General features: G+C 71.0%; 9 protein-coding genes. 7 read left to right on the top strand and 2 right to left on the bottom strand.

Going from position 1 to position 11,716, the window contains the following annotated elements:
* On the bottom strand, positions 1 to 1,034 hold a 1,034-nt coding region (locus tag BLQ61_RS15985), incomplete at its 3' end, for an MCP four helix bundle domain-containing protein (protein ID WP_175488324.1).
* A 188-nt stretch (positions 1,035 to 1,222) separates the two neighbouring features.
* On the opposite strand from BLQ61_RS15985, the gene BLQ61_RS15980 reads away from it, so the two are divergent.
* The 7 genes from BLQ61_RS15980 (at position 1,223) to mdoH (ending at position 10,399) form a co-directional block, all read left to right on the top strand.
* Positions 1,223 to 1,651 carry a hypothetical protein gene (locus BLQ61_RS15980; RefSeq protein WP_091572593.1) on the top strand — a complete coding sequence of 143 codons (429 nt, stop codon included), beginning with the start codon at positions 1,223 to 1,225 and terminating at the stop codon, positions 1,649 to 1,651.
* Between the two features lie 8 nt (positions 1,652 to 1,659).
* Positions 1,660 to 3,021 carry a tRNA (N6-isopentenyl adenosine(37)-C2)-methylthiotransferase MiaB gene (gene miaB / locus BLQ61_RS15975; RefSeq protein WP_091572590.1) on the top strand — a complete coding sequence of 454 codons (1,362 nt, stop codon included), beginning with the start codon at positions 1,660 to 1,662 and terminating at the stop codon, positions 3,019 to 3,021.
* A 44-nt stretch (positions 3,022 to 3,065) separates the two neighbouring features.
* Positions 3,066 to 4,517: a sensor histidine kinase gene (locus BLQ61_RS15970; RefSeq protein ID WP_245704102.1), complete on the top strand. Its 1,452-nt coding sequence runs from the start codon at positions 3,066 to 3,068 to the stop codon at positions 4,515 to 4,517.
* A 7-nt stretch (positions 4,518 to 4,524) separates the two neighbouring features.
* On the top strand, positions 4,525 to 5,172 hold the full coding sequence (locus BLQ61_RS17430) for a hypothetical protein (RefSeq protein WP_175488323.1): 648 nt from the start codon (positions 4,525 to 4,527) through the stop codon (positions 5,170 to 5,172).
* Positions 5,173 to 5,189: 17 nt separating this feature from the next.
* Entirely contained in the window at positions 5,190 to 6,611 is a 1,422-nt protein-coding gene (locus tag BLQ61_RS15960; protein WP_091572587.1) for a sigma 54-interacting transcriptional regulator, read from the top strand.
* 195 nt (positions 6,612 to 6,806) lie between these two features.
* A complete protein-coding gene (locus BLQ61_RS15955) occupies positions 6,807 to 8,399 on the top strand; it encodes a glucan biosynthesis protein G (protein WP_425415629.1) in 1,593 nt (530 codons plus the stop codon).
* On the top strand, positions 8,396 to 10,399 hold the full coding sequence (gene mdoH, locus BLQ61_RS15950; protein ID WP_245704105.1) for a glucans biosynthesis glucosyltransferase MdoH: 2,004 nt from the start codon (positions 8,396 to 8,398) through the stop codon (positions 10,397 to 10,399). The genes BLQ61_RS15955 and mdoH overlap by 4 nt, the downstream gene beginning before the upstream one ends.
* A gap of 36 nt (positions 10,400 to 10,435) precedes the next feature.
* Here the strand turns inward: mdoH and BLQ61_RS15945 are convergent, their stop codons facing one another.
* Entirely contained in the window at positions 10,436 to 11,605 is a 1,170-nt protein-coding gene (locus BLQ61_RS15945; RefSeq protein ID WP_091572582.1) for a deoxyguanosinetriphosphate triphosphohydrolase, read from the bottom strand.
* Between the last annotated feature and the right edge of the window lie 111 nt (positions 11,606 to 11,716).

Raw genomic sequence — 11,716 nt, 5'->3', positions numbered from 1 at the left:
TGCGCCACGACCTCGCCGCCTTGCTGGGCGACGCCGCTGGCGCTTTGCGCCAGCTGGTTGGCCTGCTGGGCGTTGTCGGCGTTGTGGCGCACGGTAGACGACAGCTGCTCCATGCTGGCGGCAGTCTGCTGCAGCGCGCTGGCCTGGCTCTCGGTGCGTGCGGACAGGTCCTGGTTGCCCTGGGCGATCTGGGTGCTGGCCGATGCCACGGCCTCCGAGCCGCGGCGCACCCGGCTGACCACCTGCCCCAGGCTGGCCTGCATGCCGGCCATGGCCGCCAGCAGGCTGTGCGTGTCGCCCGCGCGCAGCTGCAGCTGCGCGGTCAGGCGGCCGGCGGCGATCTCGCGTGCCACGCTGGTGGCATGGTCGGGCTCGCCGCCCAGCTGGCGCGTGATCGATCGGGTGAGCTGCCAGGCGATCAGCGCGCCCGCCGCGGCAGCGGCTGCCGCCATCAGTGCCATGAGCAGGATGGTCGACCGCGCCAGGTCCTGCACCTCGCGGGCCGTATCCTGCATGAGGCCGCGCTGCAGGGCGGTCAGTTCTTCCAGGCTGCTGAAGTAGCGTGCCTGCAAAGGCGGGGTTTCGCTCATCAGCACGTGCGCCGCCATGCTGCCCTGGCCCGCCATGCCCAGGTTGGCCGCCTTCTCGATCGATTCGTTATAGACCGTACGCGCCTGGTCGAGCTGTTGCAGCAGCGCCTGGCCTTCGGGCGTGGTGATGCTGGCGGACAGCTGCCGGTACAGCTCCTGGTTGTCCTTGTGCGCCGCCTCCAGGCGCTTCATCTGCTCCTCGCGCGGGTCTTCGTCGTACAGCAGGGCGATGTTGCGCACCGCCCGGGCGATGTGGTTGACGTTGTTCTGGATGCGCGTGACCTGCTCGATCTTGACCAGCCGGTCCTGCACCAGCAGCTGGGTGCTGTGCTGCACCCGGTTCAGCTGTACCCCGCCCAGCGCCGCCACCGCGATGCCGGCCACGATGACCACCGCGAAACCCAAACCCAGTCGGGTGCTTACCTTGATGCGCGAAAAATCCATGTCAACCTGACGATGTGATGTCCTGGGGAATGTGCGGCATGGCCGAACAAAACCCAAGATTCTGTATCAGTCAGAAACATTGGTCAGGATGCGGGGACATCCCTGGACCAGCGGAACCGACGGCTTTTGCGCCTTGGGCACAATCCCCGCCTTTCGTCCGTTTTCCTTACAGCCCCTGGATACACACCATGCAACGCTGTCCACTTTCCATCTGCCCACGCGCCGCGCGGCTGTGCGCCGCCGCCCTGGCCGGCGTGCTGGCGCTGGCCCCCCTGGCCCCCCTGGCCGCCACTGCCCAGGCGCCAATCGCCGGCCAGCGCACTTTTCCCGCCCAGGCCCAGGCGGGCACGCTCAAGATCCTGGACCGCAACCAGGCCGAACTGGACGGCAAGCCGATCCGCCTGGCCCCGGGCCTGCGCCTGTTCAACGAGAAGAACGCCCTGGTCTTCGCGCACACCGTGGCGCAGCGGCCGCTGGCCGTGCGCTACGTGCGCGAAGCCAGCACCGGCTGGCTGCTCACCGCCTGGATGCTCACGCCGGCCGAGGCCGAACTGGCGCGCAAGGGCAGCGCCGGGCATGCGCCCCAGACCCTGCCCGCCACCCAAACCGCACGCTGAAGAACGCCATGACCACGACCGCCAAGAAAGTATTCATCAAGACCTTTGGCTGCCAGATGAACGAGTACGACTCGGACAAGATGGCCGACGTGATGCACGCCGCCCAGGGCTACGAGGCGACCGACAACCCCGACGAGGCCGACCTGATCCTGTTCAACACCTGTTCGGTGCGCGAGAAGGCGCAGGAAAAGGTGTTCTCCGACCTGGGCCGGGTCAAGCACCTGAAGCAGCGCGGCGTGCTGATCGGCGTCGGCGGCTGCGTGGCCAGCCAGGAGGGCGCCGAGATCATCAAGCGCGCGCCCTTCGTGGACGTGGTGTTCGGCCCGCAGACGCTGCACCGCCTGCCCGAGCTGCTGGACGCGCGCGCCCGGCAGCACCGGCCGCAGGTGGACATCAGCTTTCCCGAGATCGAGAAGTTCGACCACCTGCCGCCGGCGCGCGTCGAGGGCGCCAGCGCGTTCGTCTCGATCATGGAAGGCTGCAGCAAGTACTGCAGCTACTGCGTCGTGCCGTACACGCGCGGCGAGGAGGTGAGCCGGCCGTTCGAGGACGTGCTGGTCGAGGTGGCCGGTCTGGCCGACCAGGGCGTCAGGGAAGTCACGCTGCTGGGCCAGAACGTGAACGCCTACCTGGGCTCCATGGGCGACACGGCCGAAAAGGCCGACTTCGCGCTGCTGCTGGAATACGTGGCCGAGATCCCCGGCATCGAGCGCATCCGCTACACCACCAGCCACCCGAACGAGTTCACGCCGCGGCTGATCGAGGCCTACGCGCGCATCCCGAAGCTGGTCAGCCACCTGCACCTGCCAGTGCAGCACGGCTCGGACCGCATCCTGATGGCCATGAAGCGCGGCTACACGGCCATGGAATACAAGAGCACCATCCGCAAGCTGCGCGCCATCCGTCCGGACATGGCCATGAGCAGCGACTTCATCGTCGGTTTTCCCGGCGAGACCGACGAGGACTTCCGCAAGATGATGAAGCTGATCGAGGACGTGCGCTTCGACAACAGCTTCAGCTTCATTTTCAGCCCGCGCCCCGGCACGCCGGCGGCCAACCTGCACGACGACACGCCGCACGCCGTGAAGCTGGCGCGGCTGCAGGAGCTGCAGGCGGTCATCAACCGCCACATCCTGGAGATCAGCCAGGAGCGTGTGGGCACGGTGCAGCGCATCCTGGTCGAAGGAGCATCCAAGCGCGACAGCGGCGAGCTGATGGGCCGCACCGAGTGCAACCGGGTGGTCAACTTCGCCGGCGACGCCCGCCTGATCGGCCGAATGATCGACGTGCGCATCACCGAGGCGCGCACCTACACGCTGCGCGGCGAGGCGCTGGTGCGCGAGCGCGGCGCGGCGCTGGCGGCGTCCTGAGCAGCGGCACGGTCGCGGTGCCCACCAGGCCGGCGGCGCAGCCCGTGCGCGCACATGACCAGCGTCGTCAGCGCGGCTGGCTGCTGGCGCGGCTGTCGTTCCTGCAGCTGCTGCTGCTGGCCTTCCTGGTCATCGGCGCGCTGCTGGGCGCCAGCTCGCTGCGCGCGCTGGCCACGCTGGAGCAGCTGATCGAGCACAGCCGCAGCGGTGCCGCCGAGGCCACGCGCTTGGCCGCCGGCGCGCAGGAACTGGCCGCGCGCAGCCAGGCGCTGGAGCGCGCCGCGCGCCAGTCGTTGATCCTGGGCGACGCGCAGCTGCGCCAGCGTTTCGAAGGCGAACTGCGCGACGCGCAGGCCACGCTGCGGCGCCTGCAGACCGGCGGGCTGACGCCCGAGCTGGCGGCGCAATGGAACACGCACCTGGCCCAGGCGCACCAGTTGCTGGAAGGCCCCGGCGCACTGGCGCTGGAGCGCGAGCGCGCGGTGGCTGCCGTGTTCCTGGACATCGACGCACTGAACGCGCGTATCGCCCAGGAAGTACAGGAGCTGAACGCGCGCCGCGCCGACGCCCTGCTGGCACGGGTGGAGGACAGCCGGCACGCGGCGCAGCACCAAGTGGTCGGCGTGATCGCGCTGGCGGCGCTGCTGGCGCTGGCGCTGGGCGTGTGGCTGGCGCGGCCGTTCAAGCGGCTGGAGCGCGCCATCCGCCGCCTGGGCGAGAGCGAGCCGAGCCGGCGCATCGAGATCGCTGGCCCGGTGGACGTGCGCCGCCTGGGCCAGCAGCTGGAGTGGCTGCGCGTGCGCCTGCTGGAGCTGGACGCCGACAAGACGCGCTTCCTGCGCCACATCTCGCACGAGCTGAAGACGCCGCTGGCCTCGCTGCGCGAGGGCGTGGCGCTGCTGCAGGAGGGCGTGACGGGCGAGCTCAGCGCCGGCCAGCGCGAGGTGGTGCAGATCCTGCAGCACAACACGCTGGCGCTGCAGGAGGAAATCGAGGCACTGCTGCGCTTCAATGCCGCCGTGTTCGGCGCGCGCCAGCTGCGGCGCGCACGCACCGACCTGCTGGCGCTGGTCGAGGCACAGGTGGAGGTGCAGCGCCTGCAGTGGCAGGCACGCCAGCTCAGCGTGCAGGTGCAGGGCGAGCCGCTGTGGCTGGAAGTGGACGCGGACAAGCTGGCCTCGGCGGTGGGCAACCTGCTGTCCAACGCCATCCGCTTCTCGCCGCGCGGCGGCGTGATCCAGATCCGCCTGGCGCGCAGCCAGGGCTGGGTGCATATCGACCTACACAATGAAGGCCCAGGCGTCCACGACAATGACCGCGCGCATGTCTTCGAGCCCTTCTACCGCGGCGTGCGCCAGCCCGAGGACGCGGCGCGCGGCACCGGCGTCGGCCTGTCCATCGTGCGCGAATACGCGCAGGCGCATGGCGGCGACGCCCTGCTGCTGGACACCGGCCCGCACACCACCTTCCGCATCGAGCTGCCTGATGACCTTTAACCCCGCCATGCCCACCCCTGCCCTGCAGACATCGCCCTGCCCGGCAGCGGTGCGCGTTGCCGCTGCCGCGCTGGTGCTGGGCGCGGCGCTGGCCGGCTGCGCCCAGATACCCGCGCCCGTGGAAACCGCCCCGGCCCTGGCCCAGGCGCCGGCCTGCACGGCGCCGCCGCCCGAGCCGGTCGCGTCCTGCCCGGAGCCAGCTGTTGTGCCATCGCCCCAGGACGTGCTGCTGCGGTACGCCGATGCGGTGCGCCAGCTCGACGGCGCCGCGCTGGCCGCGCAACGTGCGGACCTGGAGCGCGCCGCGCAGCAAGACCCCGGCGCCGCCGACGCCCCGGCGCTGCGCCTGGCGCTGGTGCTGCTGCCCACGCGCCAGCCGGCGGACACCGCGCGCGCCCTGGGCCTGGTGCAGCGCACGCTGGAGCAGCCCTCGCTGCAGGAGCTGCACCCCCTGGCACGGCTGCTGCAGGCGCGGCTGCTACAGCAGCGCCGGCTGGAGGAGCAGCTGCAGCAACAGGGCCAGCAGCTGCGCGAGGTACAGCGGCGCAACGAGCAGCTGGACGAGCGGCTGGACGCCGTGCGCGCGCTCGAGCGCAGCCTCAACGCCCGTCCCGCGCGCCCGCGCGGCAGCAGCCGCGTGCCGGCCACGCGCTGAACCTTCACCACTGCGCCATGCCCAGCCGCACCCCCGCCCCTGCCACCAGCCACGGCGCCGACACGGCGCGCCAACGCATCCTGCTGGTGGACGACGACACCGACATGCTGCGCCTGCTGTCGCTGCGCCTGAAGTCCGCCGGCTATGCGGTCACCACCGCCGCATCGGCCGAGGCGGCGCTGGCGCAGTTCGACATCGAGCGCCCGCAGCTGGTCATCAGCGACGTGCGCCTGCCCGGGCGCGATGGGCTGGCGTTGTTCGACGAGATCCACGCCCAACATCCGGCGTTGCCGGTGATCCTGCTGACCGCGCACGGCACCATCCCCGACGCGGTGGAGGCCACGGCGCGCGGCGTCTTCACCTACCTGACCAAGCCCTACGAGCCGCGCGAGCTCATGGCCAAGGTCGAAGCAGCGCTGGCCTTGGCCGCCCCCGCCGCGGCGCCGACGCCACAGGCCAATGAGGCCTGGCGCGCCGAGATCGTCAGCCGCTCGGCGCGCATGGCCGACCTGCTGGCCGATGCGCGCATGGTCGCCCAGTCGGACGCCAGCATCCTGCTGCTGGGCGAAAGCGGCACCGGCAAGGAACTGCTGGCGCGCGCCATCCACCGCGCCAGCCCACGCGCGCAGCAGCCCTTCGTGGCGGTGAACTGCAGCGCCATCCCCGAGAACCTGCTGGAGTCCGAGCTGTTCGGCCACGTCAAGGGCGCCTTCACCGACGCGGTGGCGCACCACAAGGGCCTGTTCCAGGCGGCGCACGGCGGCACGCTGTTGCTCGACGAGATCGGCGATATGCCGCCTGCCCTGCAGGTCAAGCTGCTGCGCGTGCTGCAGGAGCGCGCAGTGCGCCCGGTGGGCGCCAGCCAGGCGGTGGCGGTGGACGTGCGCATCCTGTCGGCCACGCACCGCGACTTGGAGGCGGCCATGGCCGCCGGGCAGTTCCGCGAGGACCTGTACTACCGCCTGAACGTCGTCACGCTCGGCCTGCCGTCGCTGGCCGAGCGGCGCGAGGACATCGCGCTGCTGGCCAACCATTTTCTGCACGCGCTGGCGCGCAAGTACGGCAAGCGGCTGTCGGGCTTCTCGCCCGAGGCGCTGAAGGCGCTAGGCACGGCCGCCTGGCCGGGCAACGTGCGCCAGCTCTACAACGTGGTCGAGCAGGTGTGCGCGCTGTCCACCACGCCGCTGGTGCCGCTGGGCCTGGTGCAGCGCGCGCTGCGCAGCCCGGCGGCCCAGGTGCTGAGCCTGGCCGAGGCGCGCCAGCGCTTCGAGCGCGGTTATCTGGTGGACCTGCTGAAGATGACCGATGGCAACGTAGCCGACGCCGCACGGCTGGCGCAGCGCAACCGCACTGAGTTCTACCGGCTGCTGCAGAAACACGCCCTGACGCCCGGAAATTTCAAGGCCGAAGGCAGTGAAGAGGACGATGTCGCCATTTAGCGACATGAGTAAGTATTTGATTTGCAAGGCATTTTCGAAAAAGTCCGACATTTTCGCGTCGCTGCTTGACGACGGAATGAGGGACTGCTGACGCCCCGGACCCAGCTGTACACCCGGTTACGCTGCGTACGCCCTTCAAGTCCTTGTCACAGCTGGTTTTTTTACGGCTGGCACGGGGTTTGCCCTTAGACGGGCATGACCCTGTTCGTCTCCTCCTTCATCGGGCGCCGGCGCCGTGGCCAGCTGGGACGCTGGCTGGCCAGCGCCACCCTGGGCGGAGCGATGGCCCTGGTGCAGCCGGCTTTCGGCGCCGAGGCCTTTGGCTTCGACACGTTGACGCGCATCGCCCGGGACGCGGCGGCGCGTCCATCCACGCCCGCACTTGCTGCCGCCTCGCTGCCGCCAGCCTTGGCCGCGCTGGACTACGACGGTGCGCGCGACATCCGCTGGCGCCCGGAGCGCGCGCTGTGGCGCGACGCCGGTCTGCCGTTCGAGGCCATGTTCTTCCACCGCGCCGGCCTGCATGCCCAGCCGGTGGCGGTGAACGAGGTGCTGCCCGATGGCAGCGTGCGCGCGCTGCGCTACCGGCCCGAGGATTTCGACTTCGGCGCCAACCGCCTGCAGCCGCAGGACTGGGGCGACCTGGGCTTTGCCGGCGTGCGCCTGCACTACCCGCTGAACACGCCTGCCTACAAGGACGAGCTGGCGGTATTCCAGGGAGCGAGCTACTTCCGTGCCCTGGGCGAGGGGCAGCAATACGGCCTGTCGGCCCGCGGCCTGGCGATCGACACCGTCGGCGCCGGCGCGGAAGAATTCCCGCGCTTCACGCAGTTCTGGCTAGTGCGCCCGCAGGCCGGGGCGCGCGCGCTGACCGTGTATGCACTGCTGGAATCGCCCCGCGCGACTGGCGCCTACCGCTTCGACCTACAGCCGGGCGCGCAGACCGCCATGCGGGTGCGCGCCCGCGTATTCCTGCGCGCCGGCATACCCGCGCCGGCCACGCTGGGCATCGCGCCGCTGACCAGCATGTTCTTTTTCGGCGAGAACCAGCCGAACAAGCAGGACTTCCGCCCCGAGGTGCACGACTCCGATGGTCTGTCCATCGCTGCTGCCGATGGCGAGTGGCTGTGGCGCCCGCTGCAGAACCCGCGCCAGGTCAGCGTGACCTCGTTCGCGCTCGACAACCCGCGCGGCTTCGGGCTGATGCAGCGCGATCGGCAATGGGCCAGCTACGAGGACGCCGAGGCGCGCTACGAACGCCGCCCCAGCGCCTGGGTGCGCCCGCGCACGCCCTGGGGCCCCGGGCGCGTCGAGCTGGTGCAGCTGCCGACGCCTGACGAGACGCAGGACAACATCGTCGCCTATTGGGTACCGGCGCGCCTGCCCGCGCCCGGCATGCCACTGGAGCTGGACTACGACCTGCTGTGGCAGGGCGAGCAGCAGCAGCGTCCGCCGTCTTCCTGGGTCACGCAGACGCGGCGCGGCGCAGGCCACCAGACGCCTGCGAACGCCCTGGCGCCCGGCCAGGTGCAGTACGTGATCGATTTCGATGGCCCGGCCCTGCGCGCGCTGCCTGCCAACGCGCCGGTGCGCGTCGTGGCCAGCGCCGGCAGCAACGCCCGCGTGCTGCGCGCCGAGGCCCATCCCCATCCCGCCACCGGCGGCTGGCGCGCGGTGCTGCGCGTGCAGGCCGTCGAAGCCACGCGCCCGGCCGAGCTGCGCGCCTTTCTTCAACACGATTCCCACGCAGTGAGCGAGACATGGACGCACGTGCTTCTTCCCGAATGAACCTGGACAACCTGCCTACCCCTGCCGCCATCGTCACGGACGACCGGCGCCACCCCGGCCACGGAACGGCGCCGCCGGTGCACCGCGGCTCGATGGTGCCGCTGCCCTGGCGCGGCTTCTGGAACAGCATTGCCACCGCGCTGCTGCTGCGCCTGGGCGGGCAGGCCCGCACGGCCGCCGCGCACGGCCCGGCCCAGCCCTGGCAGCGCGCTGCCGCCCGGCGCCGCCAAGTCTTCATCGGCCTGTCGCTGGCCAGCACGCTGGCCGCCACGCTGCTGTTCGCACGCCTGCAGCCGGTGTATGGCCACGCCTGGCTGGGCTGGCTGCAGCTGGCGCTGTTCGCGCTGCTGTCGGCGTGGGTGGTCACCGGCTTCATGACGGCGGTGATGGGCATGTGGGTGCTGCTGCGCGGCGACCGCCATGCACTGTCGGCACGCAGCGTCGCCGGCCACGCGCTGGCGCCGGATGCGCGCAGCGCCGTGGTCATGCCGATCTGCAACGAGGACGTGGCCACGGTGTTCGCCGGCCTGCGCGCCACCTGCGAGTCACTGGCCGCGACCGGCCAGGCGCGCGCCTTCGACGTGTTCGTGCTGTCCGACAGCTCCGAGCCCGCCACCATCGCCGCCGAGCGCGCCGCCTGGGAGGCGCTGCGCCTGCAGCTGGCCACGCAGGCGGCGCAGACGCAGCAGCCCCAGCCCGAGGTGTACTACCGCCTGCGTCGGCGCCGCACGCAGCGCAAGGCCGGCAACGTGGCCGACTTCTGCCGCCGCTGGGGGCGCGACTACCGCTACATGGTGGTGCTGGACGCGGACAGCGTGATGAGCGGCGAGTGCCTGGTGAACCTGGCGCGGCTGATGGAGGCGCACCCGCGCGCCGGCATCATCCAGACCGCCAGCCAGGGCGTGGGCCACGTGACGCTGCACGCGCGCGCCCAGCAATTCGCCGCGCGCGTCACCGGGCGCCTGTTCACGCTGGGCATGCAGTACTGGCAGCTGGGCGAGTCGCACTACTTCGGCCACAACGCCATCATCCGCATCGCGCCCTTCATGCGCCACTGCGCGCTGGCGCCACTGGCCGGCACGGGCGGGCTGTCGGGCTCCATCCTGTCGCACGACTTCGTCGAGGCCGCGCTGATGCGCCGTGCCGGCTGGCAGGTGTGGCTGGCGGCCGACCTGGACGGCAGCTACGAGCAACAGCCGCCGGACCTGCTGGCCGAGCTGCAGCGCGACCGCCGCTGGTGCCAGGGCAACCTGCAGAACGCTCGCCTGGTGGCCGAGCCCGGCCTGCACCCGGTGCACCGCGCCATGCTGGTGACCGGCGCCATGGCCTATTTGTCGGCGCCGCTGTGGCTGGTCTTCATCACTCTGGGCACCGGGCTGTGGCTGACCGATTCGCCGCTCGTCGCCGACTGGCGCGCCCTGCCGGGCGAGCTGCTGGCGCTGTGGGCCTGGACGCTGTGCATCCTGTTCATGCCGCGCGTGCTGGGCGTGCTGGCGGTGGTGCTCAAGGGCGAGCAGCGCCAGTTTGGCGGCGCCGCCAGCCTGCTGGCCAGCGCGCTGCTGGAGAGCCTGCTGGCCATCCTGCAGGCGCCGATCCGCATGCTGGCGCACTCGCTGTTCGTGCTGGTGGCGCTCACCGGCCTGAAGCTGGACTGGAAATCGCCGCCGCGCGAAGCTGCTGCCGTGCCCTGGAAGGACGCCGCCGCGCGCTTCGCCCCCGCCGGGCTGGCCGTGGCCGCGCTGGCGGCTGGCGTGGCGCTGCTGGACGCGCGCGCCTTGGTGTGGCTGCTGCCGGTGGCGCTGCCGTTGCTGGCTGCCGTGCCGCTGACGGTGGTGACCAGCCAGCTGGCCCTGGGGCGCAGCGCCCGCGAGCGGCGCTGGCTGCTGATCCCGGAGGAAGCCTGGGCGCCGCGGGTGCTGCGCCGGGCGTGGCTGCACGCAAGCGGACGCGTGCCGCTGGCGCCTGCAGCACCGGAGCGTGGCTTACGCGTGGTGCGATAGAGGCCAGGCTGGCCGGGCAGCCACCTGCCCGGACTTTCAGTCCAGCAGCCGCTCGCCCGTCAGCCGCTCGTGCTCGCGCATGGCGAAGCGGTCGGTCATGCCGGCGATGAAATCCGCCACCGTGCGCGCGCGTTGCTGCTCGTCGCCCTCCAGCGCCTGGGCGGCCTGTTCGGCAGGAAGTTCGTTCGGCTGTGACTGGTAGATGCCGAACAGCTCGCGCACGATGCGCCGGGCGCTGTCGGTGGTCTGCATGACCTGCGGGTGCCGGTACAGCGACTGCATCAAAAATGATTTCAGCTGCTGCGACTGCGCGCGCATGGCGTCGGAAAAACATACCAGGGACGGCAGCTGGCGCACTTCCTCGACACTGCCCGGCCGGTGCCGCGCCAGCGCCGCGCGGGTGCCGCCGATCACGTCATAGACCTGGTCGCTGAGCATGCGCCGGATGGCCTCGTGCAGCAGCCGGCGCTGGCCGGTCTCGCCCTGGGCCAGCTGCGGGTACTGCGCCTGTACGGCGGCGCGGTAGCGGTCGAACAGTGGCACCTCGCGCAGCTGCGTCAGCGTCACCAGACCGGAGCGCACGCCGTCGTCCAGGTCGTGCGCGTTGTAGGCGATCTCATCGGCCAGGTTGCACAGTTGCGCCTCCAGGCTGGGCTGGCCGCCGTGCAGGAAGCGCCAGGCGACGCCGTGCGGCTCGCGCGCTTCCAGCCGCTCGGCGTTGCGCCGCGCGCAGTGCTTGAGGATGCCCTCGCGCGTCTCGAAGGTCAGGTTCAGGCCGTTCCACTCGGGGTAGCGGTGCTCCAGCCAGTCGACCACGCGCAGGCTCTGCAGGTTGTGCTCGAAACCGCCAAAGCCCTGCATGCAGGCGTTCAGCGCGTCCTGCCCGGCATGGCCGAAGGGCGTGTGGCCCAGGTCGTGCGCCAGGCAGATGGCCTCGACCAGGTCCTCATTGAGCTGCAGCGAGCGCGCAATGGAACGGCCCAGCTGCGCCACCTCCAGCGAGTGCGTCAGGCGCGTGCGGAACAGGTCGCCCTCGTGGTTCAGGAAAACCTGCGTCTTGTAGACCAGCCGTCGGAAGGCCGACGAGTGCACGATGCGGTCGCGGTCGCGCTGGAACTCGGTGCGCGTCGGCGCCGGCAGCTGGGGATGGCGCCGGCCGCGCGAGCGGGCCGGGTCGCAGGCGTAAGGGGCCAGCAGCACATTCATGGTCAAAACAGCCTCAAGCCCTTCTGAATAAACGGCCTTCAGCTACTGAAAAAGTAGCAAAACCTCCGTATCGCACCCCGAATGCAGCCCTGCCTGGGGATCTCATACCAA

This window comes from Oryzisolibacter propanilivorax (genome assembly GCF_900103645.1).
GTDB lineage: Bacteria > Pseudomonadota > Gammaproteobacteria > Burkholderiales > Burkholderiaceae_C > Melaminivora > Melaminivora propanilivorax.
This window is presented reverse-complemented; position numbering and strand designations above follow the sequence as displayed.

What these genes read in the sequence shown, in the direction of transcription:
- mdoH (WP_245704105.1), top strand. Translation starts at nt 8,396, where the DNA reads ATGAACCTGGACAACCTGCCTACCCCTGCCGCCATCGTCACGGACGAC.
- BLQ61_RS15945 (WP_091572582.1), bottom strand. Translation starts at nt 11,605, where the DNA reads ATGAATGTGCTGCTGGCCCCTTACGCCTGCGACCCGGCCCGCTCGCGC.
- BLQ61_RS15980 (WP_091572593.1), top strand. Translation starts at nt 1,223, where the DNA reads ATGCAACGCTGTCCACTTTCCATCTGCCCACGCGCCGCGCGGCTGTGC.
- BLQ61_RS17430 (WP_175488323.1), top strand. Translation starts at nt 4,525, where the DNA reads ATGCCCACCCCTGCCCTGCAGACATCGCCCTGCCCGGCAGCGGTGCGC.
- BLQ61_RS15955 (WP_425415629.1), top strand. Translation starts at nt 6,807, where the DNA reads ATGACCCTGTTCGTCTCCTCCTTCATCGGGCGCCGGCGCCGTGGCCAG.
- miaB (WP_091572590.1), top strand. Translation starts at nt 1,660, where the DNA reads ATGACCACGACCGCCAAGAAAGTATTCATCAAGACCTTTGGCTGCCAG.
- BLQ61_RS15960 (WP_091572587.1), top strand. Translation starts at nt 5,190, where the DNA reads ATGCCCAGCCGCACCCCCGCCCCTGCCACCAGCCACGGCGCCGACACG.